The organism is Hydrocarboniphaga daqingensis (genome assembly GCF_900129825.1).
GTDB classification, from domain to species: domain Bacteria; phylum Pseudomonadota; class Gammaproteobacteria; order Nevskiales; family Nevskiaceae; genus Hydrocarboniphaga; species Hydrocarboniphaga daqingensis.
This window is the reverse complement of the sequence record NZ_FQWZ01000001.1, coordinates 168654-192676: the sequence shown is the minus strand read 5'-3', so window position 1 is coordinate 192676 and position 24023 is coordinate 168654. Positions and strand designations below refer to the sequence as shown.

Sequence of the window (24023 nt, the reverse complement as noted above, 5' to 3'; positions counted from 1 at the left end):
GGAACTCTGCGATGCGTCGACTGCTGCGTGGCTTGATGCTGCCGTTGTCCGGTTTGCTGCTGTCGGTGTCGGCCCAGGCCGCCGACAAGCCCGACACGCCGACACTCGACGCCGCGCTGAAGACCGCAGTCGAGCGCAAGGCGCCGGTGCTGATCGATTTCCAGGCGCCCTGGTGCTACAGCTGCTACTACATGGCGCGGCATGTACTGGTCGGCCCGAAGTGGCATGACATCGAGCAGCGCACGGTCGTCGTCGAACTCGACGCCGACAGCCCCGAAGGCGCGTATTGGAAAACGCTGTGGGGCGTCAAGGCGCTGCCGAGCTATGTGATCCTCAAGCCCGACGGCGCCGAGTTGGGCCGCATTCTGGCCGAGCAGCGTCCTGACGAGTTCTATGCGCAGGTCAACCAGATCCTGAAGCGCAGCACGACGCTGGACGATCTGAAGGCGGCCGCTGCCGGCAGCGGTGCGACGGCGCTCAAGGCCGTGCGCGAAGCGCTGGCGGTTTACCGGGCGCGCTACGACGACGGCGGATTGGCGTGGTACGCGACGCTGCCGACCGAGGCCCGCAAGCGTTACGACGCCGATCCGGCCGTCGCATTGCTGATTCAGCGACTCAAGCTGCTCAAGGCGTCTAAGGCGAACGATGTCGCGGCTTGCCAGAGCATCGCGCCCGTGGTGTTCGCCGGCGACCTGTCCTGCGAGCGACCTTACGAGATCGATCGCTGGGCCGTGTGCACCGACGGCTTGCCCGAGGATCAGCGTAAAGCGGTGTTTCAGTCGCAGGTCGCGCCGATGAAACAGCTGGCGGATCAGCGCGTATTCGGCAGCCGCAATGCGATCTGCGCCGATCAGCGCAGCGTGGTGCTGGCACTGGCCGACGTCTACGAAGGCACGGGCCAGTTCGCCGAGCGCGACGCCTTGCTGCGCAAGGCCGTGGCGCAGGTCGCCGCGCGCGCCGAGGGCAAGCTCGCTGACGACCGCAATGCCGCCGACAACTGGCGCGTGTTTCTGGAAGTGCTGAAGGACAATGCCGCGCTCGATGCGCTGTATCCGAAGCTGATTGCGGCTTATCCGGACGACTACGTGTACCCGTTCCGCTATGGCCGCAATCTGCTGGAGCGCGGCGATGCTGCGCGCGCGTTGCTCTATCTGGAGCAGGCCAGCGCCAAGGCCTACGGCCAAAACCGCCTCAAGGTCGCCGAGCAGCGCGTCAAGGCGCTCAAGCTGCTCAAGCGCGACGCCGACGCGCGCGTCGTGGTCGCCGAGGCACTGAAGGCCAACGGCCCCTGGTTTCCCGAGGACGCCGCGCGCTTGAAGGCCGCGCTGTAGCCATCCGGCGGGCAGGGCCGCCGCCGACGGCTTGCCTAAACCGGCCTCGGGCGGTCCAATACGCGCCCCTTGTGACCTCGATGATTCGTCGTGACCACCCAGCCTGAGACCACGGCGCGCCTGCTCGTCACCTGCCCGGACCGTCCGGGCATCGTGTCGGCGGTGACGACCTTCCTGTACCACCACGGCGTCAACATCACCGAGCTGGACCAGCACTCGTCTGACCCGAGTGGCGGCAAGTTCTTTCTGCGGCTCGAATTCCAGACGCCAAATCTCGACATCAGCCGCGAGGCGCTGCTGCGCGCATTCGGTGACGTCGTCGGACAGCGCTTCGACATGGACTGGCGGATCAACTTTGCCGCCGACAAGCCGCGCATGGCGATCCTGGTGTCGCGCCACGACCACGCGCTGCTCGAACTGCTGTGGCGCTATGCGCGCGGCGAGCTGCCGGTCGAGATTCCGCTGGTGGTGTCCAACCACCCCGATCTGCGGCAGGCGGTCGAGGGCTTTGGTGTGCCGTTCCAGCACATCGCGTTTTCAGCCGAGACCCAGCAGGCAGCCGAATCGGAGATGCTCGCGGCGCTCGACGGCAAGGCCGACTTCGTCGTGCTGGCGCGCTACATGCGCATCTTGTCCGGCGACTTCGTGCAGCACTACACCAGCCGCATCATCAATATCCATCACTCGTTCCTGCCGGCATTCCCCGGCGGCGATCCTTATCAGCAGGCCTACAAGCACGGCGTCAAGCTGATCGGCGCCACCGCGCACTACGTGACCGCCGAGCTCGACCAGGGCCCGATCATCGAGCAGGACACGGCTCGGGTATCACACCGTCATTCGATCGACGACCTCAAGCGGCTCGGCCGCGACATGGAGCGTCAGGTGCTGGCGCGTGCCGTGCGCTGGCACGTCGAAGACCGGATCATCGTCGACGGCAACAAGACGGTCGTGTTCTCGTGAGCCTGCGCGAGCAGATCTTCCGCAACGCGCGGCTGTTCAAGGTTGCGATGAGTTTGTACCCGCCGTATGTCGGTGCCGGCGTGCGGGTCACGCACGTCGCCGATGATTTCAGCGAAGTGCGCGTCGAGCTGCGCCGCAATCGGCTCAACGGCAACGCGTTCAACACGCACTTCGGCGGCAGCCTGTATTCGATGACCGACCCGTTCTACGCGCTGATGCTGGTCGCGCAGCTCGGTCGCGACTACGTGGTCTGGGACAAGGCTGCCAGCATCGACTTCGTGCGCCCTGGCGTCGGCACCGTGACCGCGACGTTCGCGTTGACGCCCGAGCAGGTCGCCGAGGTGCGCGCTGCGACCGCCGACGGCAGCAAGTTCGAGCCGGTGTATCCGGTCGAAATCCGCAACGCCGAAGGCAAGCTGGTGGCCCGCGTCAACAAGACGCTGTGGATCCGCCGGCGCGACGCGGAACGTAAGCGCCGTTGACGTTGGCGTCGATGCGCCCGTGCTGGGCGTCTCGACGACCGTCAGGCCTGCGGCGTCGACCCAACTTCCCAGCCGATCTTGCTGCGGTGGGCCGCTTCGCGTTGCAGCAGTTCGCGGTAGCGTGATTCCACCTCGCTGCGCTTGACCTTCATCGTCGGTGTCGTCATGCCGTTGTCGATGCCCCAGGTGTCGCGGACGATGACGATCTTGGCGATCTTCTCGTGCGGCTCTAGCGTGGCATTGACCGCGTCGAGGTCGGCCACCAGGGCGGATTCGACCTCGCTGCGCGGCAACTCGCGTCCACCGGCCGATAGCGTCGCCAGCATGATCGGCTGGTTCAACCCGTTGCCGACGAAGCACAGCTGGTCGAGCAGCGGATTGCGCGCCAGCGCGCTCTCGATCGGTGCCGGCGACACGTATTTGCCCTTGGCAGTCTTGAACAGGTCTTTGACTCGGCCGGTGATGTACAGATAACCGTCTTCGATCCGGCCTTTGTCGCCAGTGCGCAGGTGGCCATCGGACGTGAACGCTTCGTGCGTCTTCTCGGCGTCCTTGTAGTAGCCGGCCATCACGGCGTCGCTCTTGAACAGGATTTCACCGTCGGGCGAGATCTTCAGCCCGGCGCCGGGCATTTCGCGGCCGACGCTGCCGATACGATTGGCGCCCGGCAAGTTGCAGGTCGCGTAGATCGAGTTTTCAGTCATGCCGTAGCCCTGCAGGATGGTCACGCCGAGCCGCGCGAACCAGTGCGTCAGTGCGTCGGGCATCGGGGCGGCACCGACGATCACGTAGCGCGCTCGTGACAGCCCGAGTCCGTGCCGGATCTTGCGTTTGATCAGCGTCGACACCAGTGGAATGCGCAGCAGCCGGTCGAGCTTGGCTTGCGGCAGCTTCTTCAGGATCGCCGCCTGCATTCGCGTGTAGACCAGCGGCACGCCGCAGAAGCGCGTCGGCTGCACTTGCACGACCTGCTCGCCGAGCTTGTCGATGTTTTCGAGGAACCAGACTTCGGCGCCGAGCGACAGGCTGCTCAGCTCGACGGCGCCGCGCTCGAACATGTGCGCCAGCGGCAGATAGCAGAACAAGCGCTCGGTCCCGACCGGCGGCATCGCCTTGAGCCCGCCGGCGGTTGCGTACAGGCAGTTGCGCTGCGTGATCATCACGCCCTTGGGCTTGCCGGTGGTGCCCGAGGTGTAGACCAACGTGGCCAACTCGTCCGGCGCTGGCGGGCGATAGGCGGTGAAGGGCGGGTGCGCCGCGACCAGCGCATCCCAGTCCAACTCGCCACGTGGCGCTGTCGCGTAGGGAAAGCGGATCGTGCGTACGGCGGGCGGTATCGCGGCAACGAAGACCTCGGCATCGCTCATCGGGCCGAGAAACAGCACTTGCGACTCGCTGTGCTCCAGGATGTAGGTGACGTGATCGGCCTGTTGCTTGGGATACAAGCCGACGCTGACGTAGCCGGCCATCGCGATCGCAAGGTCCGCCATGAACCAGTGCGCCGTGTTGAGTCCGGAGATCGCGACGCGAGCACCGGATGCAAGGCCCATCGCGCGCAGCGCCGATGCCATCCGCTGCACTTGTGCATACGCCTGGGCCCAGGTGATCGGCTTGAACTGGCCATCATCGGGTTGGAACAGCCAGGGCGCATCGGGCTTGGTCTGCGCCCAGTGCGCCAGCATCTGGACCGGGTTGCGTTGCTCTTGCATGGTTCTCCTCCATGTGGCGTCGCGTGTCATACGGCCTCGACGGGCCTGATGCATCTTAGCGACAGTCGCTGCCGATTGGGGTCACACCTCGGGTGTGTGGACGCTATCGGCTTGGCCTCGCAGAATCAGCAGGCTGCACATGGCGGTACCGTGGTTCATTGCAGGAGGCAATCGCATGTCGATCTTCAAAGTCGCATTGGTGGTGCTGGTGTTGCTGCTCGGCTATCTGCTGCTGTTGCCGGTATCGATCGCGCCCGTCGCGTGGACGCCGACGCCGGTTGCAAGCCTGCCACCGCCGACATCGCTGCGCGCCATCCAGCGTATCGAACCGGTTTTGCCCGATTTCGTAGGGCCCGAAGGCATTGCCGCCGACACCGAGGGCCGCATCTATGCCGGGCTGGGCGATGGCCGGCTGCTGCGCCTGAGTGCCGACTTCGGCAGCTGCACGCTGCTCGACAACAGCGGCGGCCGGCCGCTGGGCCTGGCGGTGTCGTCCGATGGGGCCCTGTTGATCGCCGATGCGCGCAGCGGCTTGCTGTCGCTGGGTAGTGATGGCCAGTTGCGCACGCTCAGCGACCGGGCTGACGGCGTCGCGTACGGCTTCACCGACGACGTGACGGTCACTGCCGACGGCAGCATGGTGTATTTCACCGACGCCTCGGCCCGCTTCGGCTTCGGCCAGCACATGGAAGATCTGCTCGAACACGGCCGCACCGGACGGCTGCTGCGCTACGACGTAGCGACCAACAAAGCCGAGACGCTGATGCAGGATCGTGCCTTTGCCAATGGCGTCGCGCTCGGTCCGGACGAGGCCTATGTGGTGTTCGCCGAAACCTGGGAATACAAGCTGACGCGCTATTGGCTCAAGGGCGAGAAAGCCGGCCAGAGCGATACGCTGGTCGACGGCCTTCCGGGCTTTCCCGACAACCTCAGCTTCAATGGTCGCGACCGCTTCTGGGTGGCGATCTATTCGCCGCGCGACCCGATGCTGGATCGCCTGCTGCCGCATCCGGCGCTGCGCAAGATCGTCGCGCGTCTGCCCGAAGCGCTGCGACCCCGCCCGGCGCGCGTCGCACAGATTCTCGGTATCGATCTGGACGGTCGCATCGTCGCGAATCTGCGTTACGACGGTGACGACGCCTACGGTTACATCACCAGCGTCGAGGAGCAGGGCGACTACTTGGTCGTCGGCAGCCTCGACAACACGGCGCTGGGGCGGATCAAGCTGCAGGACGCGCTGTCGTCGGCCAACGCCACGCCGCCGCCGCCGCTGCGTCCCGCTTGCGATGCCGGCTGACACGATCCACGCTCGCTTCCAATCACGATCACGATAGGGCCGCTGACGCGGCCGGGTGCCTCATGAACCATGACGAATACGCCGCGCGCGATGCGCTCGGCCTGGCTGAGTGCGTGCGCAAAGGCGAGGTCACGCCGGCCGAATTGCTGGCCCTCGCGCAGGCACGCTGTGCGGCAGTCAATCCGCGCATCAACGCCGTCACGATCCCGATGCCCGAGCAGGCGCAAGCCCACTTGAAGGCCGGATTCGACGGGCCGTTTGCCGGCGTGCCGTTTCTGATCAAGGACATCGGCCAGGAGTATCAAGGCGTGGCGACGACGCTCGGGTCGCGGGCGATGCGCGGCCACGTCGCACACGAGCATGCGGAGGTGACGCGGCGCTTCATCGCGGCCGGCGTCAACATTTTCGGCAAGACCAGCACGCCGGAGCTGGCGCTCAAGGGCATTACGGAGCCGGAGCGGTTCGGACCCTGCCGCAATCCCTGGGACCTGTCACGAACGCCAGGCGGCTCGTCCGGTGGTGCGGCGGCTGCCGTCGCAGCCGGCATCGTGCCGATGGCCGGCGCCAGCGACGGTGGCGGTTCGATTCGCATACCGGCGGCCTGCTGTGGCCTGTTCGGGCTGCGTCCATCTCGCGGCCGCGTGCCGGCGGGACCGTCGCAGGGCGAGGTCTGGGAGGGCGCTTCCAGCGAACATGTGCTGACCCGCAGCGTGCGCGACAGCGCGGCCATGCTCGACGCGATCGCCGGCCCCGACGTCGGCGCGCCCTTCATCATCGCGCCGCCGGCCGAGCCGTATCGCGATGCGATGCAGCGCGACCCTGGTCGCCTGCGGATCGCCTACACGACGCGCTCGCCCATCGGCACGCCGGTCGATCCGCAATGCGTCGCTGCGGTCGAGGACGCTGCGCAGTTGTTGCGAGGCCTGGGACACGAGGTCGACGAAGCGCCGCCGCCAATCGACGGCATGCAGTTAGCGAAGTCGTATCTGCATCTCTACTTCGGCCAGACGGCCGCCAAAGTGCGTGCAGTCCGACAGCTCACCGGCGCATCCGGCGCCGAGTTTGAAGCCGAAACGCGCGTGCTTGCGCTGATCGGCGACAGCATCAGCGCAACCGACTACGTCAGCTGGCGCCTTCGCTGGAATGATTATGCGCGTGCGCTGGGCGCTCACCTGACGCGTTACGACCTGCTGATGACGCCCGTGTGGGCTTCGCTGCCGCTCAAGGTCGGCGCCGCGCAACTGCCGGCGTGGCAGCAGCAGGCGCTCAAGCCGCTGCTGGCACTGGGTAACCGGATCGGCACCGGGCACCTGCTGCGCGCCAGCGGCATCGTCGAGCAGTTGGCTATCGACAGCCTCCAGCATGTGCCATTCACGCAATTGTCGAACCTGACCGGTACCCCCTCGATGTCGGTGCCACTGCACTGGAGCCGCGAAGGCCTGCCGCTGGGCACGCACTTTATTGCCCCGTTCGGCCGCGAAGACCGGCTGCTGCAGTTGGCGGCGCAGCTAGAGCAGGTGCGTCCCTGGTTCGATCGGCGGGCGCCGCTGGTCTGATCGAGGCGGCGCGCATCTCGCGCCGTAGATGATTCCGACGCTGATCGCCCCAAGCGCCCTGCCGGCGAGGTGCTGATGTGGCGGGTGCCGACGAGGCCGTTGCTCGCGGGGCGTTGTGAATCGGGTTCGCCGCGAGAGGAACTGGCGACGACGGTCAGCCGATGAGCGGTTGCATCCGGCGCTACAGAAGCCGGGTGTACAGCCGTTAACACACGAGAGCACACCGCTTCGTGGTGGACGGACATGATTTCAAGGACCGATTTCTCGCTATGCATCGTCGTCCGCAACGGGACGACAGGCAACGGATTGCGCATGGCCCAGGCAGTGGCATTGAAACGGCAGCCCGGACTTCATTTTCAGCACCCCTCGCGGCGTCCCATCTAGATCGATGATCGTCCAGCGCCACCGGTTGCCGATTGGGTGCAATCGGTTGCGATCGACATCAATGCCTGATGGAACACGCTCTTCCGTCGTTGATCCTTTCCCCTGGAATCCGCCCGTGAGCTTGCCGCTATGACAACCGTACGTAATGTGTCCATCGTCCAAAAACTGGTGCTCGCATCGGTGTTGTTTTGCTTGATGACGCTGGCCCTGGGCGCTTATGCCCTCCATCGATCGGACGGTGCGCGCCGTCTTGCAATCGTCACCAGCGAGCAGGCTGTCGCGCGCACCCAGCACCTGATGGCGATGAAGTCGCCGCTGGCGGTCAGTGAGGTCGAAGAGCGTCGCCTGCGCCACGCAAGTGATGCGGCATCCCGTGTCGACCTCGTCAAATCACTCGATAGCGAGCGCGGCCGCTACCAGCTCGCCGCCGGCCGCTACGAGGAAGCGCTACGGGCTGTGCAAGGCCCGCTTTCGAATCGCGTTACCGGCTTGCAGCAAGTATCGGCGCGTTACGTCAGCGCCGTGGACGACCTGCAGGCCGCGTTATCGACGGCTGAACCGGCCCGGCTTCCGACGCTGCTCGACAACCTGGCGGCGGCGCGTGTTGCAGCGGATCGCGCCATCGACGACGTCATGACGGTCGAGACCTCTAATGGGGGTCTCGACGTGGGCGCCATCACGGCGTATCAGAACCAGTCCACGCTGCTGATGTTGAGTGCGTGCATCGCGATCAGCTTGGTCGCGCTGAAGCTGGCACTCGTGATGGGCCGCAGCCTCAAGGTGCCGCTGATGCGCGCCACGGCATTGGTCGAATCCATGGCAGCCGGGACGCTCGACCAGCCGATCACGGACCGCTGTGACGACGAGAACGGGGCCCTGTTCAAGGCTCTGGAAGTCGCTCGTCTCCAGTTGCGGCAGCGCGGCGATCAGCTTGCGAGCACCGCGGCGGATGCTGCACGCAAGCTGCAAGGACTCGATGCAGCGAGCAGCAGCATCATGATTGTCGATACCGACCGCTGCATCGTTCACGTCAACAAGGCGATGCAAGGCTTGCTGTCGGTCGCCGAGTCCGACATCAGGGCGCAGGCCAGCGATTTCAGTGCCAGCGCGGTGGTGGGCACGAGTATCGACGCGCTGAAAGGTCTGGAGCCGATTGCACGAAGCTTGATCGCAGCTCGACCGGTATCCCAGGTGCTGGACATCACGATCGGTACTCGCACGATGTCGTTGGTGGCCACGCCGATCAGCAGCACGGCCGACGCCAAGATGGGCTATGTGATCGAGTGGACCGACCGCACTGCTGCGCTCGCCGAGCAGGCGCGAGTGGCGGCCCTGTCGACGACGACGAGTCGCATCAAGCAAGGTCTCGATGTGGTCGAAACCAACGTCATGATCGCGGACGCCGACTTGACCGTCGTCTATATCAACGAGTCGATCAAGGCGATGCTGGCTGGCGCCGAGCGCGACATCCAGAAGGATGTGCCGGCATTCAATGCGGCCCAGGTCGTGGGTACCAGTATCGACCGCTTCCACAAGAACCCGTCGCGGCAGCGCGCAATGCTGTCGCAGCTGACGACGACGTTCAAAACACGCTTGGAACTCGGTGGTCGCAGCTTCTCGTTGATCGTCAATCCGATCACCGATTCCAGTGGTACGCGGCTTGGCTTCGTCGTGGAATGGCGCGATGTCACCGCGGAGTTGCTGCAGCGGCAGCACGATGCCGAGAATGCACGGCGGATCGAAGCGATCAGCAAAGCGCAGGCCGTGATCGAGTTTGGAATGGACGGCATCATCCAGGGCGCCAACGACAACTTCCTGAATGCCACCGGTTACACGCTGGCCGAGATCAAGGGCAATCACCACAGCATGTTCGTCGATCCCGTCTATCGGCAGTCTGACGAATACAAGAAGTTCTGGGAGAAGCTCGGTCGCGGAGAATACGAGGCCGCGCAGTATCGTCGTCTCGGCAAGAACGGGCGGGAGGTATGGCTGCAGGCTTCCTACAATCCGATCTTCGGCCCGGATGGCAAGCCGATCAAAGTCGTCAAGTACGCCAGTGACACCACCGAGCATGTGCTGGCCGCGCAGGCACTGCAGCAGGCGGTTGAGCACACCCAGCACGTCGTGGATGCCGCGCGTCAAGGCGACCTGGATGCCCGCATCCCGCTGGAAGGAAAGAGCGGCCCGGTACGCAATCTCTGCGAAGGCGTCAATCAGCTGGTCGAAAGCATGGGGGCGGTGATCAGCGAAGTCGGTCGCGTGTTCGGCGCATTGGCCGAAGGGGACCTTAATCAGACGATCGATGCCGACTACCAGGGCGCGTTCCAGAGAATCAAGGAGGACTGCAACCGCAGCGTCCAGCAGCTGGCGCAGAGCGTCCATCAGATCAAGACGGCGACCGGCACGATCAATTCGGCGTCGCGTGAAATCGCGGCCGGCAACAACGATCTTTCGGCTCGTACGGAACAGCAGGCGGCATCGCTGGAAGAGGCCGCATCGTCGATGGAGGAGCTGACGTCCACGGTCAAGCAGAACGCCGAGAACGCCAAGCAAGCCAATCAACTGGCGATCGGCGCCAGCGATATCGCATCGCGCGGTGGCGCAATGGTCGGGCGAGTCGTGACGACGATGGGCGCGATCAACGAGTCGTCCAAGAAGATCGTCGACATCATCAGCGTGATCGACGGCATCGCATTCCAGACCAATATCCTGGCGTTGAACGCGGCGGTGGAAGCGGCGCGCGCTGGCGAGCATGGTCGTGGCTTCGCGGTGGTGGCGTCCGAAGTGCGCAGCTTGGCGCAGCGCAGCGCCAGTGCCGCCAAGGAGATCAAGACCTTGATCGGCGACTCGGTCGAAAAAGTCGATAACGGTAGCAAGCTCGTCGAGCAGGCCGGCCGCACGATGGACGAGATCGTCACCAGCGTGAAGCGCGTGACCGACATCATGGCGGAGATTTCGGCCGCGTCCCAAGAGCAGAGCCAGGGCATCGAGCAGGTCAACCAGACCATCACGCAGATGGATGAAGTCACGCAGCAGAATGCGGCACTGGTCGAACAAGCCTCGGCTGCGGCGCGGTCGCTGGAACTGCAGGCGGATGGCTTGGCCAAAGCGGTCGGCCGATTCCGGCTCAGCGCCGATCCGTCAGACGCAGCACCGGTGATGGAAGTGGTTCGCCCGGTGGCGCCGGGCGCGACGCGGCGGCCGATATCCAAGGACATGGCCCGCAGCCGACCCTCGTCCAACCGTGCGGTGCCGATTCGCGCGCCCAAGCTGGTCGCTGCCGGCGGCAGCGGCGATGCGAAATCATCCGACCAGTGGACGGAGTTCTGACGCGTCGACGAGCGGCAGCACGATCGACCGGTTCGTCTCTCGTGATGCCCCGCTTGCTGAGGCACTGAAGTGAACAGCAACCGCTCGGACCCGGCAGGGCCGAGCGGTTTGTCGTTGCGTCAGTACCGGTACCGCATCGTTCAGAGCAGCGCCCGGGCTGATCCAGGCGCCCTGCGTTCCCAGATCAGACGGGCGATGCGAACGACGCTTAGCCGCGCGGCTTGAAGTCCTCGAAACGCCGCGCCATGTCGCGGTAGTAGGCCTTGTCGGCCTCGTTGTCAGCCGGCGGCACTTGCACCTGGATCGTCACGTATTCGTCGCCAGGCGTGGTGCCGGGCAAACCACGGCCTTTCAGGCGCAGCTTGCGGCCGCTGCTGGCGCCGGCCGGCAGCGCCAGCTCGACGGTGCCGCCGAGCGTCGGGATGCCGATCTTGCCGCCCAGCGCCGCCTCCCACGGACTGACGTTGACCGTCACGTTGATGTCGCGGCCATCGACCTTGAACGTCGGATGCGCAGCGAACTCGATTTCGAGCAGCAGGTCGCCGCCGCGCGCACCCTGCTCGGCGAGCCGTATCGTCTGGCCGGCGGTGATGCCTTTGGGAATCGTCACGTTCAACGAGCGGCCGGTGCCGAGCGTGACCTGACGCGTGGCGCCGTTGTAGCTATCTTCGAGACTGATCGCGAGCTTGGCGCGTTGCGGCTGGGCCGGCGCGCCGAGGTCATCGTCGTATCCGCCGCCGAAGCCGCCCATGCCGCCAGTGGCCGCATTGCCGAACAGCGACGAGAAGAAATCCGAAAAGCCCGCGCCGCCATCGGCGCCGGCACCGCCGGGACGCCGGCCGCGCGCGCCGCCGCGGAAGGCTTGATCCCAGCCCGGTGGCATGCCGCCACCGGCACCGGCCTTCCAGTTCGGGCCGAGCGTGTCATACGACTTGCGCTTCTGCGGGTCCGACAACACCTCGTTGGCTTCGTTGATCTGCTTGAAGCGCTCTTCGGCACCCTTGGACTTGTTGCGGTCCGGATGAAACTCCCGGGCCAGCTTCCGATAGGCCTTTTTGATCTCGTCGGCCGTAGCGGTGCGCGTCACGCCCAGCGTCTTGTAGTAGTCCACGTAGTCCATGCCGCGAATTATGGGTCAGTTGGTCTGCAAACGGTGGCCGTCGGCAAATGCCGGTTATCGCGGCAGAAAGGTAAGTGGTCGTTGCACGCTTTCAAGAGCCTGGCGACGGTGCCGTATACTCCGCGCCCTTATGACGCCCCCGACCTCGCAAGACTGGCATCCGTACAGCTGGCAGCAGCATCCAGCCGTGCAGCAGCCCACCTATCCCGACGCCACTCGCCTGGCCGATGCCTTGGAGCGGCTGTCGCACCTGCCGCCGCTGGTCACGTCCTGGGAAGTCGAGTCACTGCGCGCGCAGTTTGCGCAAGCCGAAGACGGCAAGCGCTTCGTGCTGCAAGGCGGCGACTGCGCCGAAAGCTTCGCCGACTGCCGCTCGGACATCATCGCCAATCGCTTGAAGGTGTTGTTGCAGATGTCGCTGGTGCTGGTCCATGGACTGCGCGGCCCGGTGACGCGCGTGGGTCGTTTTGCCGGCCAGTACGCCAAGCCGCGCTCGGCCGACAGCGAAACGCGCAACGGCCAGACCTTGCCGGCCTACCGTGGCGACATCGTCAATGCGCCCGATTTCACCGAAGCCGCTCGATTGCCGGACCCGGAGCGTCTGATCGAAGCGCACGCGCGCTCGGCGATGACGCTGAACTTCACGCGCGGCTTGATCGACGGCGGCTTCGCCGACCTGCATCACCCCGAATACTGGGATCTGGACTGGGTCGGCCATTCGTTGCTGGCGGCGGATTATCAGAAGCGCGTCGATGCGATCGGTGACTCGCTGCGCTTCATGGAGACGCTGGCTGGCAACGCGCTGCACGAGTTCAGCCGCGTCGACTTCTTCAGCAGCCACGAAGCGCTGTTGCTGGCCTACGAAGCGGCGCAGACACGCCAGGTGCCGCGCAAGAGCGGCTGGTACAACCTGTCGACGCATTTTCCGTGGATCGGCATGCGCACCGCGGCACTCGATGGCGCCCACGTCGAATACTGCCGCGGCATCCGCAATCCGGTCGGCGTCAAGATCGGCCCGAGCATCGACGTCGACTGGCTGCTCGGCTTGTGCCGTCGCCTGAATCCCGACAACGAACCGGGCAAGCTGGTGCTGATTCACCGGATGGGCGCCAGCAAGATCGCCGAGCATCTGCCGCGCCTGATCGACGCCGTGCAGCAGGGCGGTCACCGCGTGCTGTGGCTGTGCGACCCGATGCACGGCAACACGCAGAGCACGTCGACCGGCGTCAAGACGCGTCGTTTCGACGACATCCTGGCCGAAGTCCATCTGTCATTCGACCTGCATCGCGCGCAGGGCTCGCACCTGGGCGGCGTGCATCTGGAACTGACCGGCGAAGATGTGACCGAGTGCCTCGGCGGCGCTCGCGACCTGACCGAGACCGACTTGGCGCGCGCGTATCGCTCGCAAGTCGATCCGCGTCTGAACTATGAGCAAGCCCTGGAGTTGGCATTGGAAATCGTCTCGCGTCAGCGGCGCAGCGCGTCTTGAGCACGCCCGAATCCGGCGCCCTGGTTGCGCGCTTTCGTGAGCTGTTGGCCGCCGATCTGGGCCCGATCGATACCCGTCGCGCTTACGGCGCACATGGCCTGTATCGCGCCGGCTTGATGATCGGCCTGGTGCAGGACGGCGTGCTGTACCTGAAAGCCGACGAGCAGAGTCGTGCGTCGTTCGCGGAGGCCGGCCTGGAAGCGTTCCAGTACGGCAGCTCGCCGCAGCGTCGCGTGCGTTTGAGCTACTTCAAGGCACCGCCGCGTTTGCTCGACGATCGTGACGAGGCCACCGTCTGGGCGCAGCGCGCCTGCGAGGCCGCACTGCGCACCCGGCCGGCCAACCGCCGGATCTAACGGCGGCATCCGCTGCGCCATGGAGTCGAGCCCGTGTCGTACGCGACGGCTGTGCAGCTGACGCCATCGGCATGTCACTTGCTGCGGATTGCGCATCCCCTCCGATCAGGACGATGCCGGAATGAAGTCGCAGCGCATGAAGCTCAGCCCCTGGGTCCTCGCTGCCAGCGGCATGCTGGCCAGTGTCAGCGTCGCCGATGCCGCGACGCTTGCCGAGTTGATCGCCACCGTGCCGGCGCCGCCCAAGGACATGGCGACGGCCGTCAGCTGGGTGCGTGACGGCCAGATCGTCGAGCCGGCCTATCTGAGTTTCAAGCAGCAGTTGGATGCCGAGCGCGCGTCCGTGATCGCGCTCAACGGCGGTACGCCGCCGCTGCTGGGCAGCGCGCCCAGCCCCAACATCCCCGACGCCCCCGAGGTGCAAAACGCGATCCGCGGCTACGACCAGTACCTGGACGCCCATTCGGGCAGCAACGATCCAAAGACGGCGCTGGCCAAGCGCACGCGCTGGCTGCAGGCGGCGATGGGCCAGTCGCTGGCGACGCTGCTCGAAAAGCTCAAGCCCTGTTCCTATCCCTGCCAGGACCCGACGATCGTCGCTGCCAACGCGCCGCTGGAAGCCAAGAAGCAGGACATGGTCGAACACGACCTGCGCGTCTGGACCTCGCTGTTCCAGGACTGGAAAGCCACGCGTACGCCGATCGTCACGCGCGCAGCCGCGCAGATCGCAGCCACCGGTGACGGCAGCAAGGCGGCCACGCTGGATGGCAAGTCGGCACTGGCCCAGTACCGCGCCGCGATGCTCAAGGAGATCGAGCTGACGCTGTCGGTCACCGAGTTGGCCGTGCGCCGCACCGACGCCATCGCTCGCAATGCGGTCGACGCGATCAGCAGCGCGACGCGACTCGCCGCCAAGGCCAGCAAGCCTTCGCCGTGATGACCTCGCGGATCGTTGCGGTGTAGCCGGCTTCCACGATGATGGCGTCTCGATCGACAACGGAGACGAGCATGGGTGGTTATCGGTTTTTGCTGGGGGTGGCGGGCGTGACGCTGCTGATGGGACTGGCGATGGTGCTGCTGCCGGGGGTCACGCTGCAGGCGTTCGGGCTGATGATCTATCGCGATGCCGCGGCGATGCCGGCGCAGTTTTCTCCGGAGGCGGTGCGCTACATCCAGCTGGTGCATGCCGTGCTCGGCGCAACCATCGTCGGTTGGGCGGTGCTGATCGGCGGCGTCGTCGTCGGCGCATTGCGGCGCGGCGAATCCCGCGCGCTGCTGTGGCTCACAGCGTCAATCGCGGCCTGGTTCGTGCCCGACACCGCGTATTCGCTGATCAGCGGCTACTGGCAGAACGCGGTGTTCAATCTGCTGTTTGCCGCTGCCTTCGGCGTCGCGCTGTGGCAAGGCGCGCGGCGCCGCACGCCGGCGATGTCTCGCAGCGAGCGCTGAGGCGCCGCCGGCTCGCGCCTACGGAATGCACCAACGGCCAGCCCAGCCGTCGTCACGGTCGAACCGGGCGCGGCGGTTGCCGGCGCTGCTCAGATACAGCCAGTCGATGCGGCGGACGTCGAGGTCGACCACGGCGAAATGAGCCCGCTGCGTCGCCTCGTCGACCTGGCTCAAGCCTTGGGTCGCCGCGCCCGGATCCTCGATAGCCGACCCGGGTGCACCCGGCACGCCATAAACCAGCCGGCTCATCGGCTGCGTCCGCGCCCATTGCGTATCGGCCACCGCGTCGTCGGTGTGCAGCCCCGCGATGCCGTCGATGCGCAGCTGGATCCGATGGCCGGGGTCGTAGACCAGCATCGAACAGCGCGGCTCGCGCTGCAGATCGGTGAACTTGGGACTGCGGCGGTCGGTGTGCAACCGCAGCGACACCGCTTCGCGGTCGAAGCCGCGCAGCACCACGGTGCGCATCGACGCCAGGCCATCGGCGCCCAGTGAGCCGAACACCGGCGTGTGCGCGGCGCTGCGGCGGTCGAGCGCGCCGCGTGACAGCAGGTCGAACGCGCGCTGCAGGCTCAGGTCGAGGCGGTCGAGAAAATCGGGTGTCGGTGGCGGCACGGGCATCAGGACGTGGAGGAGAGGGCGCGGGATCGGATCGGCAGCGTCACACCAGATGCTTGGCGTCGAGCTCGTTCTTCAAGTACGCGTAGTAGATCGGTGCCGCGATCAGGCCGGCAATGCCAAACGTCGCCTCCATCACCAGCATCGCCATCAGCAGCTCCCAGGCGCGCGCCCGGATGCGGCTGCCGATGATGCGGGCATTGAGGAAATATTCGAGCTTGTGGATTACGACCAGGTAGGTCAGCGAGCCGACCGCGACGAACACCGAATTCGACAGGCTGACCAGCACGATCACCGTATTGGAGATCAGATTGCCGAGCACCGGCAGCAGGCCGCAGACAAAGGTCACGACGATCAGCGTCTTGGTCAGCGGCAGTTCGACGCCCATCAGCGGCAGGGCCACGGTCAGGTACAGCCCGGTGAACAGCGTGTTGAGGCCGGCGATCCAGAACTGCGCGAACACCACGCGGCGGAACGAGTCGCTGACGCGTTCGGCGCGCAGCGCCAAGGCGGCCGCCAGCGGCCGTTGCGGCGTGCTCAGCTTGGCTTCGCGCAGCGAGATCAGGCCGCCGATGATCATGCCGATCAGCGCATGCGCCAGCGCGCGGACGAAGTCGGTGCCGGCGCCCTGCAGCGTGCCGGCATGTTCGCGCAGGTAGTGCGACAGTGCCGCGCGCAGGTCATCGGCGGTTTCGGGCACGTAGGTCAGCATCCACAGCGGCAGGCGGTCGCGCGACTCGTCGATGATCTGCGCCAGCTTTTCCATCAGCGCCGACAGGTCGCCCGACTGGCTGCGCAGAAACGACAGCGCGCTCAGCGTCAGCCCGCTCAATGCCAACACCACCAGCACGGCGATCAGCGCCACGACGATCAGCTTGGCCAGGTCGGCCTCGATCGGTCTGGAGCGGATGAACGGTGCCAGCCCGCGCACCATCTCGTAGACCAGCAGGCCGCCCAGCAACGCGGGTAGCAGATGCAGTGTCAACGTCAGCGCCAGGCCGGTGCCGATGATCAGCCAGCTGGCGATCTCGACGCGGTTGCGCGCATCGACGCGGCTCATGACGCGCACCGGACAGGGTGGGCGCGGGACGTCGGCAATGCGGAGTGGCTAGCAGTCATGGTCGTGACGGTGGCTGGCGTACTGGAGGAAGCTGCCGAAGAACTGGCGACCACCGCGCCGCAGCAGCGAGTGTGCGGTCAGCAGCAGCACGCCGAGCAGCGGCAGCGTTTGAAGGTTGGTGATCGTAGCGCTGCCGGACCCGGCACCCGGACTCTGGGCCGGCAACAGGGGCAAGCCATAGTGCTGGACGGCAAAGGCAGCGCCCAAGCTGCCGATGAGCCCCAGTACGGCCATCGCCGCCGCGAGGTTGCGACCGTGCAGCCGCGCCAGGCCGATCAGCAGCGTCGGGTCGAGCAGCGGCCCGGCCAGCACCAGCCCGAGCACCGCGGCCGGCGGCAGCCCGGCACCGAGCAGGACGGCGCCGATCGGCGTCACCGCGAGTGCATTGCGGCCCAGCACCGCGCCGAGCAGCGTCGACAGCACGACCAGCGTCCACGACGGCAGCGCGGCCCAGGGCGCCATCGACAGCCACGGCGCGGCGATCGCCGCGAACAGCAGCCCGGCCAGTAGCGACGGCGCTTCGCGGTCGACCCGCGACAGCAATTCGTCGCGGACCGTCGAGCGGGGCGGCGGCGGTGGCACCGACAGCGGCGCCGCGACCGGCGCCATCGGCGTCAGGCGCGCTGCCGCGGGCGGCAGCGGACGGAACACGCGCACCGGGGTGCGACGGAACAGCCAGCCCAGAGCGCCGCCGACCAGCAAGGTCAGCACCAAGGCGGCGCCGGCGCGCGCGACGGCGATCCGCCAGCCCAGCAAGGGCAGGCTCAGCAGCGCCGTACTCAAGCCCAGCAGACTGGCACCGGCCAGCCAGGCCAGGCTCCCCGGCAGCGGAATGCCGGCATTGGTCCGCAGCAGATGGGCGTGCAGCGGCGCATCGGGCTCGGCGCGCAGCAGGCCAGCCAGTGCGCCGCCGATCCGCGAACGCGGTGCCGGCTCGCGCCGCGTCGCATGCCGCCACCCGCTACCGCCGACCCAGGCCAGCAGCAGCGCCGGCGCCAGCAACCTCGACAGGTCGAGCAGCCGATCGAGCATGCCGGGATGCCCTTGGTGGCCCGCTGGATGCAGTGTTTCGAGAATCAGCAAAGCGCCCAGTGCACTGAGGTTGCCCAGACCTTCGAACGGCGGTCGTGCGATCCGGTGCGCCGAGGTGTCGCCCAAGTGCGGGCGTCCGAACACGACGTGCAGGATCGACCCCGCGACCAGCGCCTGCAGCCAAGCCCAGCCGGTGGCGCCGAGCCAGCCGCCGACGGTGCCGGCAAACGCATAGCCCGTAATCGTGCCCAGGCACATGCCGCCGATTGCCAGCGCCGGAAACACCGCGCCGAACACCGGGTACAGCAGCCACCAGACCATCAAGCCCACCGGCACACTGTGGACCGCGATCGCCAGTGCCAGCGCCAGATTCGGTTCGTCGCCCAGCCCCGGCTGCGGCGCCAGCGCCGTGCCGTCGGCAACGCTGTGCAGCACCAGGCCGACCATCGCCAGCACCAGTGCCGCAACGTGCGCGCGCCGCGCATGCTGCAGTTGATGTTCGAGCAGGCTGGGGCCGAGTGCGCCCAGCAGCAAAAAGCCGAGTGACGCGGGCCCGCCGCCGAGCAAGGTGTCGGGCATGACTTCGAGCAGCACCAGGCCGCTGATCGCCACCAGCACGAAGCCGTCGAGATACGCGAGCACGGCCGGTCGCTGGCGCGCAGCGCCAAACAGCAGCGGCCCCGACAGCAGGGCCAGCAAGGTCGCGCAAAGCAGCAACAGATTCATGGACGCAGGGGGCGAGGCCGCTGGCGCGCCGAGCGCGGCGCTACGGCGTCAGGCCGGAATAAATGGGTGTCGGGCATTGTACGCGCCGACGCACTGTGGCTTGATGCCGCGCATGAAAACTCTGCTCGTCACCGGCGCGGCCGGCTTCATCGGCTATCACCTGTGCCAGCGGCTGCTGCAGCGCGGCGACCGCGTCATTGGCATCGACAACCTGAACGACTACTACAGCGTGCAGCTCAAGCGCGATCGCGTCAGCGCCTTGGGATCGGATCCGCGTTTTTCGTTCGAGCAGCTCGACCTCGCCGATGCGGCCGCGCTGAATGCGCTGTTTGCCGCGACCCCGTTCGACGGCGTGATCAACCTCGCCGCGCAGGCTGGCGTGCGCTATTCGATCACCAATCCGCAAGCCTACGTGCAGGGCAACCTCGTCGGCTTCGTCAACCTGCTTGAAGCCTGCCGACAGCACGGCCTGCCGCCGCTGCTGTACGCCTCGTCATCGTCGGTCTATGGCGCCAATGGCCGCATGCCGTGGTCGGTCGCCGACAACGTCGACCACCCGGTGTCCTTGTACGCGGCGACCAAGAAGTCCAACGAGCTGCTGGCGCATACCTATGCGCATCTGTACGGCCTGCCGTGCAATGGACTGCGCTTCTTCACCGTGTACGGGCCCTGGGGTCGGCCCGACATGGCGTATTTCAAGTTCACGCGCGCGATGCTTGCTGGCGAGCCGATCGACGTCTACAACCACGGCCGCATGCAGCGTGACTTCACCTATGTCGACGACGTCGTCGAAGCCGTCGTGCGGCTGATCGACCGCCCGGCGCAGGGCGACCCCTCGTGGGACCCGCTGACACCCGATCCGGCCAGCAGCCGTGCGCCGTATCGCGTCTACAACATCGGCAATCATCAGCCGGTCGAGCTGATGGACTTCATCGCCACGCTCGAACGCCTGCTCGGCGTGCGTGCGCAGTTGCGCATGCTGCCGATGCAGGCCGGCGACATCGTCGCCACCTACGCCGACACCGAAGCGCTGCAACGCGACGTCGGCTTTCGTCCGTCGACGTCGATCGAGGACGGTCTGAGCCGCTTCGTCGCCTGGTATCGCCGCTACTACGGATAAGCGGCGATGGCGGTGCAACGTTCGCGCAGCTTGTTCGAGTCGGCCACGCAGCGCGCGCGCGTCGTGCGCCACCTCGACGTCGTCTGCCTGATCTTCGACGGCAGCGGTGCGCTGATCGTGCCGACGGCCGACTTCGTGCAGAACCAGAAATGGGCGTCGGCGCGGATGGCCAGCGGCAATGCGATCAGCGACCGCGGCCGCTTCGTCGAACGTCTGACGACGCTGGTGTCGCGGCCCGGCAGCATGGCCAGCACCCGCGGCAGCCCGCGCCAGCTCGAAGCGATCGCGCGATCGATGCGCGCCGCCGGCTATGACCTGAACGAATGGATGCTGCCGGCCGAGATCCGCAACCCGCCGGTGGTGTCCGACATGCTCAACGCACGCAAGCCGGTGCCGCCACAAGCAGCCGATGAGTCCCTGCCTGATCCGTCGGCACAGACGCCGGATAAAACATCGCCCGAGCCGGATGCAGCCGGCTCGGGCGATGAGCACCGCGACGATTGAGAGGCGCCGGCCGGGCCGGCGCGGACGACTCAGCGACCGACCAGCGAGCGCGCGATCACTTCCTTCATGATCTCGTTGGTGCCGCCGTAGATGCGCTGCACGCGCGCATCGGTCCAGTAGCGGCTGATCGGATACTCGGCCATGTAACCGTAGCCGCCGAACAACTGCAGGCAGGCGTCGATCGTGCGGCATTCCATCTCGCTGGTCGCCAGCTTGATCATCGCCGCCGTCGGCACGTCGAGCTGGCCTTGCGCGTACTGCGCGCGGCACTTCTCGTAGAACGCGCGGTGCACTTCGATGTCGGTCTTGATCTTGGCCAGCTCGAAGCGCGTGTTCTGGAAGCTGGCGACGGTCGCGCCGAAGGCCTTGCGCTGGGTCACGTATTCGATGGTCCGCTCCAGCGCACCTTCGGCGTGCGCGACGGCGGCCACGGCCAGCATCAGCCGCTCGCGCGGCAACTCGTCGATCAAGTGGCCGAAGCCGCCGCCGACCTTGCCCAGTACCGCGTCGGCGTCGAGGTAGACGTTGTCGAAGAACAGCTCGCTGGTATCGGCCGCGTGCATGCCGATCTTTTCCAGATTACGGCCGCGCTTGAAGCCCGGCTTGTCGCCGTCGAGCAGGAACAGCGTCATGCCCTTGCCGCCGGCCTTCGGGTCGGTCTTGGCGGCGACGATGATCACGTCGGCCAGCTGGCCGTTGGTGATGAAGGTCTTGCTGCCGTTGAGCCGGTAGCCGTCGCCGTCGGGGACCGCATTGGTCTTGATCGCCTGCAGGTCGGAGCCGGTGCCGGGTTCGGTCATCGCCAGCGCGCCAAAGCATTCGCCGCGCGCCATCCGGTTCAGGTATTTGGCCTTCTGCGCGTCGGTGCCCAAGTGCAGGATGTACGGCGCGACGATGTCCGAATGCATCATGAAATTGGTCACCAGCGAGGCATAGCCCAGCCGCGACGCTTCTTCGGCCACCGTGCACGAAAACTCGAACGGGGCCCCGACGCCGCCGTACTGCTCGGGCAGGTCGACACACAGCAAGCCGGTTTCGCCGGCCTTCAGGTACAGCTCGCGCGGCATGATGCCGTTGCGCTCCCATTGGGCGTAATGCGGCTCGACTTCATCGGCCAGGAAGCGGCGCACCGTGTCGCGCCAGGAGGCCAGGTCGGATTCGTCGATCGGGGAAGAAGCGTCCATTGATGCACTCGTTCAGGTGGCGGGTCGTCAGACCCGATTGTCCAATTGCCGTCAGGGTCTGGCGTCGGCCAAGCGGATGAGGCGTTGAACTTGCCCCGGTTGGCGGCCTCCGATGCTGTGCCGATCTGCGGCGATGCAAGGAGTTCCGTCATGAAGACGCTCAGCGGTACCGAAGTCAGAACCCGGTTTTCGAACTATTCGTTCAAAAATCGCGACGAGGCCGAAGCCTTCTTCATCGCCTCGCGCGATCTGGCGCCCCGGCAAGTCACTGCGCGCCCGGCGGAATCGCCCCAGCGCAAGCCGTCCCGCTAGCGGCAGGACGATGTCATCAGTCTGCGGCCGCCACGGTCCTGGCGGCCGCAGACACGATGCCGGTTGCCGGCCGTCGGGCTAGCGTCCGACCAGCGAGCGGGCGACGACTTCCTTCATGATTTCGCTGGTGCCGCCGTAGATGCGCTGGATGCGCGCATCGGCCCAGTAGCGGCTGATCGGGTATTCCGCCATGTAGCCGTAGCCGCCGAACAACTGCAGGCAGCCGTCGGTGACGCGGCCTTCGAGTTCGGTCGTCGCGAGCTTCACCATCGCCGCGGTCGGCACGTCGAGCTTGCCGGCGGCGTACAGCGTGTTGCACTTCTCGACAAAGGCGCGATGCACTTCGATGTCGGTCTTCATCTTGGCCAGTTCGAAGCGCGTGTTCTGGAAGCTGGCCACCGGCGCGCCGAACGCCTTGCGCTGGGTCACGTATTCGATGGTCTTTTCCAGCGCGCCGATCGCGTGCCAGACCGCAGTCACCGCCAGCGCCAGGCGCTCGCGCGGCAGCTCGTCGATCAAGTGGCCGAAGCCGCCGCCGACCTTGCCCAGCACAGCCGAGGCCGGCACGCGCAGGTTGTCGAAGAACAGTTCGCTGGTGTCGGCCGAATGCAGGCCGATCTTTTCCAGGTTGCGGCCGCGCTTAAAGCCGGGCAGCGAGGTGTCGATCGTGAACAGCGTCGTGCCCTTGCCGCCGGCCTTCGGGTCGGTCTTCGTCGCCAGCACCACGACACCGGCGTGCTGACCGTTGGTGATGAAGGTCTTGCTGCCGTTGATGAGGTAGTCGTCGCCGTCGGGCAGGGCCGTCGTCTTGATGCCCTGCAGGTCCGAGCCGGCGCCGGGCTCGGTCATGCCGATCGCGCCGATGCAGTGGCCGCTGGCCATCTTCGGCAGAAACTGGCGCTTCTGCTGCTCGGTGCCCAAGTGGTGGATGTACGGCGCGACGATGTCGCTATGCACCGACAGGTTCGAGGCCAGCGCCAGGTAGCCGAGACGCGCGGTTTCTTCGAGCACGACCATCGAAAACTCGAACGGCGCGCCGGCACCGCCGTATTCCTCGGGCAGGTCGACGCACAGCAGCCCGGACTCACCCATCTTCAGGTACAGCTCTTTCGGGAAAATGCCGTCGCGTTCCCACTGCGCGTAGTGCGGCTCGACTTCTTCGGTCAGAAAGCGGATGACGTTGTCGCGGAACAGATCGAGTTCTTCGTTGCGGTGGTCCATCGTGACTCCAAGGTTGTAGCGATTCGTATCCGGCCGTCGGGGCGGGCGGCTCGGGGTGATTCAGTCCAGCGGCGCTGCCGGCAGCGTTTTGCGCTTGAACTCGCACAAATCGATGATCGAACAGCGCGGGCAATCCGGCTTGCGCGCCTTGCAGATGTAGCGGCCGTGCAAGATCAGCCAGTGGTGCGCGTCGCGGGCAAATTCGGCGGCCGTGAACTTGATCAGCCGGTCCTCGACTTGCCGCACCGTTTTGCCCTTGGCGAGTCCGGTGCGGTTGGCGACGCGGAAAATATGCGTGTCGACCGCGATCGTGTGCTCGCCAAACGCGGTATTCAGTACCACGTTCGCGGTCTTGCGGCCCACACCCGGCAGCGCCTCCAGCGCGTCGCGGTCGCGCGGCACTTCGCCGCCGTGGTCACGCAGCAGGATCTCGGACAGCGCGATCACGTTCTTCGCCTTGCCGTTGAACAAGCCGATGGTCTTGATGTGCTCGCGCACGCCCTCGAGCCCGAGGTCGACGATCTTCTGCGGCGTGTTGGCGACCGGAAACAGCCGGGCCGTGGCCTTGTTGACGCCGACATCGGTCGACTGCGCTGACAGCACGACGGCCACCAGCAGCTCGAACGGGCTGGTGTAGTGCAGCTCGGTCGTCGGCTCGGGATTGGCCGCCCGCAGGCGGGTGTAGATCTCGTGGCGCTTGGTCGGATTCATCGGCTGGGTCGG

Annotated in this window: 21 protein-coding genes; 13 read left to right on the top strand and 8 right to left on the bottom strand. The window is 66.3% G+C overall.

Features of this window, described 5'->3' with window-relative positions; genetic code table 11:
* The first annotated feature begins 11 nt into the window (after positions 1-11).
* The 3 genes from BUB09_RS00825 to BUB09_RS00815 all read left to right on the top strand — a co-directional run bounded on the left by BUB09_RS00825 (position 12) and on the right by BUB09_RS00815 (position 2773).
* On the top strand, positions 12-1331 hold the full coding sequence (locus BUB09_RS00825) for a thioredoxin family protein (RefSeq protein WP_072892869.1): 1320 nt from the start codon (positions 12-14) through the stop codon (positions 1329-1331).
* Between the two features lie 90 nt (positions 1332-1421).
* Positions 1422-2291 carry a formyltetrahydrofolate deformylase gene (purU, locus tag BUB09_RS00820; RefSeq protein WP_072892867.1) on the top strand — a complete coding sequence of 290 codons (870 nt, stop codon included), beginning with the start codon at positions 1422-1424 and terminating at the stop codon, positions 2289-2291.
* On the top strand, positions 2288-2773 hold the full coding sequence (locus tag BUB09_RS00815; protein ID WP_072892865.1) for a DUF4442 domain-containing protein: 486 nt from the start codon (positions 2288-2290) through the stop codon (positions 2771-2773). The genes purU and BUB09_RS00815 overlap by 4 nt, the downstream gene beginning before the upstream one ends.
* Positions 2774-2814: 41 nt before the next feature.
* Here BUB09_RS00815 and BUB09_RS00810 read toward each other — a convergent pair whose 3' ends face one another.
* Positions 2815-4482, bottom strand: coding sequence for an AMP-binding protein (locus BUB09_RS00810; RefSeq protein WP_072892863.1), 1668 nt, complete (start codon positions 4480-4482; stop codon positions 2815-2817).
* A gap of 175 nt (positions 4483-4657) precedes the next feature.
* Between BUB09_RS00810 and BUB09_RS00805 the strand changes: the two genes are divergently transcribed.
* The 3 genes from BUB09_RS00805 (at position 4658) to BUB09_RS17525 (ending at position 11049) form a co-directional block, all read left to right on the top strand.
* Entirely contained in the window at positions 4658-5779 is a 1122-nt protein-coding gene (locus tag BUB09_RS00805) for an SMP-30/gluconolactonase/LRE family protein (RefSeq protein ID WP_175550072.1), read from the top strand.
* A 62-nt stretch (positions 5780-5841) separates the two neighbouring features.
* Positions 5842-7335 (top strand): amidase, encoded by a 1494-nt coding sequence (locus BUB09_RS00800; RefSeq protein WP_072892859.1) that lies wholly within the window; start codon positions 5842-5844, stop codon positions 7333-7335.
* A 513-nt stretch (positions 7336-7848) separates the two neighbouring features.
* Positions 7849-11049 carry a methyl-accepting chemotaxis protein gene (locus BUB09_RS17525; RefSeq protein WP_281249889.1) on the top strand — a complete coding sequence of 1067 codons (3201 nt, stop codon included), beginning with the start codon at positions 7849-7851 and terminating at the stop codon, positions 11047-11049.
* Positions 11050-11257: 208 nt separating this feature from the next.
* Here the strand turns inward: BUB09_RS17525 and BUB09_RS00790 are convergent, their stop codons facing one another.
* Entirely contained in the window at positions 11258-12169 is a 912-nt protein-coding gene (locus BUB09_RS00790) for a DnaJ C-terminal domain-containing protein (protein ID WP_072892856.1), read from the bottom strand.
* Positions 12170-12299: 130 nt separating this feature from the next.
* Here BUB09_RS00790 and BUB09_RS00785 point away from each other — a divergent pair, with 130 nt between their 5' ends.
* The 4 genes from BUB09_RS00785 to BUB09_RS00770 all read left to right on the top strand — a co-directional run bounded on the left by BUB09_RS00785 (position 12300) and on the right by BUB09_RS00770 (position 15463).
* Positions 12300-13658 carry a class II 3-deoxy-7-phosphoheptulonate synthase gene (locus BUB09_RS00785; RefSeq protein WP_072892854.1) on the top strand — a complete coding sequence of 453 codons (1359 nt, stop codon included), beginning with the start codon at positions 12300-12302 and terminating at the stop codon, positions 13656-13658.
* Positions 13655-14014: a TfoX/Sxy family protein gene (locus BUB09_RS00780; protein WP_217650199.1), complete on the top strand. Its 360-nt coding sequence runs from the start codon at positions 13655-13657 to the stop codon at positions 14012-14014. Before BUB09_RS00785 ends, BUB09_RS00780 begins: the two co-directional genes overlap by 4 nt.
* Before the next feature lie 121 nt (positions 14015-14135).
* Positions 14136-14951, top strand: coding sequence for a hypothetical protein (locus BUB09_RS00775; protein WP_072892853.1), 816 nt, complete (start codon positions 14136-14138; stop codon positions 14949-14951).
* 71 nt (positions 14952-15022) lie between these two features.
* Positions 15023-15463, top strand: a complete 441-nt coding sequence (locus BUB09_RS00770) for a hypothetical protein (protein WP_072892851.1) — start codon at positions 15023-15025, stop codon at positions 15461-15463.
* An 18-nt stretch (positions 15464-15481) separates the two neighbouring features.
* Here the strand turns inward: BUB09_RS00770 and BUB09_RS00765 are convergent, their stop codons facing one another.
* From BUB09_RS00765 to BUB09_RS00755, 3 genes are read right to left on the bottom strand one after another with little or no spacing between them, the layout of a single operon-like run.
* Positions 15482-16084, bottom strand: a complete 603-nt coding sequence (locus tag BUB09_RS00765) for a pyridoxamine 5'-phosphate oxidase family protein (RefSeq protein ID WP_072892849.1) — start codon at positions 16082-16084, stop codon at positions 15482-15484.
* Positions 16085-16124: 40 nt separating this feature from the next.
* Complete coding sequence (locus BUB09_RS00760) at positions 16125-17141, bottom strand: AI-2E family transporter (RefSeq protein ID WP_072892847.1); 1017 nt, start codon at positions 17139-17141, stop codon at positions 16125-16127.
* Between the two features lie 48 nt (positions 17142-17189).
* Positions 17190-18959 (bottom strand): permease, encoded by a 1770-nt coding sequence (locus tag BUB09_RS00755; RefSeq protein ID WP_072892845.1) that lies wholly within the window; start codon positions 18957-18959, stop codon positions 17190-17192.
* A gap of 112 nt (positions 18960-19071) precedes the next feature.
* Here BUB09_RS00755 and BUB09_RS00750 point away from each other — a divergent pair, with 112 nt between their 5' ends.
* Positions 19072-20079: an NAD-dependent epimerase gene (locus tag BUB09_RS00750; protein ID WP_072893941.1), complete on the top strand. Its 1008-nt coding sequence runs from the start codon at positions 19072-19074 to the stop codon at positions 20077-20079.
* A gap of 6 nt (positions 20080-20085) precedes the next feature.
* Positions 20086-20583 (top strand): hypothetical protein, encoded by a 498-nt coding sequence (locus BUB09_RS00745; RefSeq protein ID WP_072892844.1) that lies wholly within the window; start codon positions 20086-20088, stop codon positions 20581-20583.
* A 29-nt stretch (positions 20584-20612) separates the two neighbouring features.
* Here the strand turns inward: BUB09_RS00745 and BUB09_RS00740 are convergent, their stop codons facing one another.
* Complete coding sequence (locus BUB09_RS00740; protein ID WP_072892842.1) at positions 20613-21767, bottom strand: acyl-CoA dehydrogenase family protein; 1155 nt, start codon at positions 21765-21767, stop codon at positions 20613-20615.
* 150 nt (positions 21768-21917) lie between these two features.
* Here BUB09_RS00740 and BUB09_RS17090 point away from each other — a divergent pair, with 150 nt between their 5' ends.
* A complete protein-coding gene (locus tag BUB09_RS17090) occupies positions 21918-22079 on the top strand; it encodes a hypothetical protein (RefSeq protein ID WP_175550071.1) in 162 nt (53 codons plus the stop codon).
* A 78-nt stretch (positions 22080-22157) separates the two neighbouring features.
* On the opposite strand, the gene BUB09_RS00735 is transcribed toward BUB09_RS17090, so the two are convergent.
* Complete coding sequence (locus tag BUB09_RS00735; protein WP_072892840.1) at positions 22158-23300, bottom strand: acyl-CoA dehydrogenase family protein; 1143 nt, start codon at positions 23298-23300, stop codon at positions 22158-22160.
* A gap of 60 nt (positions 23301-23360) precedes the next feature.
* On the bottom strand, positions 23361-24011 hold the full coding sequence (gene nth / locus BUB09_RS00730; RefSeq protein WP_072892839.1) for an endonuclease III: 651 nt from the start codon (positions 24009-24011) through the stop codon (positions 23361-23363).
* Positions 24012-24023: the final 12 nt, after the last annotated feature.

Bases quoted from the DNA above. Each gene is read 5' to 3' on its own strand.
- BUB09_RS17090 (WP_175550071.1), top strand. From the start codon at position 21,918: ATGAAGACGCTCAGCGGTACCGAAGTCAGAACCCGGTTTTCGAACTAT.
- BUB09_RS00775 (WP_072892853.1), top strand. From the start codon at position 14,136: ATGAAGTCGCAGCGCATGAAGCTCAGCCCCTGGGTCCTCGCTGCCAGC.
- BUB09_RS00735 (WP_072892840.1), bottom strand. From the start codon at position 23,300: ATGGACCACCGCAACGAAGAACTCGATCTGTTCCGCGACAACGTCATC.
- BUB09_RS00825 (WP_072892869.1), top strand. From the start codon at position 12: ATGCGTCGACTGCTGCGTGGCTTGATGCTGCCGTTGTCCGGTTTGCTG.
- BUB09_RS00745 (WP_072892844.1), top strand. From the start codon at position 20,086: ATGGCGGTGCAACGTTCGCGCAGCTTGTTCGAGTCGGCCACGCAGCGC.
- BUB09_RS00755 (WP_072892845.1), bottom strand. From the start codon at position 18,959: ATGAATCTGTTGCTGCTTTGCGCGACCTTGCTGGCCCTGCTGTCGGGG.
- BUB09_RS00770 (WP_072892851.1), top strand. From the start codon at position 15,023: ATGGGTGGTTATCGGTTTTTGCTGGGGGTGGCGGGCGTGACGCTGCTG.
- BUB09_RS00740 (WP_072892842.1), bottom strand. From the start codon at position 21,767: ATGGACGCTTCTTCCCCGATCGACGAATCCGACCTGGCCTCCTGGCGC.
- BUB09_RS17525 (WP_281249889.1), top strand. From the start codon at position 7,849: ATGACAACCGTACGTAATGTGTCCATCGTCCAAAAACTGGTGCTCGCA.
- BUB09_RS00800 (WP_072892859.1), top strand. From the start codon at position 5,842: ATGAACCATGACGAATACGCCGCGCGCGATGCGCTCGGCCTGGCTGAG.
- BUB09_RS00805 (WP_175550072.1), top strand. From the start codon at position 4,658: ATGTCGATCTTCAAAGTCGCATTGGTGGTGCTGGTGTTGCTGCTCGGC.
- BUB09_RS00810 (WP_072892863.1), bottom strand. From the start codon at position 4,482: ATGCAAGAGCAACGCAACCCGGTCCAGATGCTGGCGCACTGGGCGCAG.
- BUB09_RS00765 (WP_072892849.1), bottom strand. From the start codon at position 16,084: ATGCCCGTGCCGCCACCGACACCCGATTTTCTCGACCGCCTCGACCTG.
- BUB09_RS00790 (WP_072892856.1), bottom strand. From the start codon at position 12,169: ATGGACTACGTGGACTACTACAAGACGCTGGGCGTGACGCGCACCGCT.
- nth (WP_072892839.1), bottom strand. From the start codon at position 24,011: ATGAATCCGACCAAGCGCCACGAGATCTACACCCGCCTGCGGGCGGCC.
- BUB09_RS00750 (WP_072893941.1), top strand. From the start codon at position 19,072: ATGAAAACTCTGCTCGTCACCGGCGCGGCCGGCTTCATCGGCTATCAC.
- BUB09_RS00785 (WP_072892854.1), top strand. From the start codon at position 12,300: ATGACGCCCCCGACCTCGCAAGACTGGCATCCGTACAGCTGGCAGCAG.
- BUB09_RS00760 (WP_072892847.1), bottom strand. From the start codon at position 17,141: ATGAGCCGCGTCGATGCGCGCAACCGCGTCGAGATCGCCAGCTGGCTG.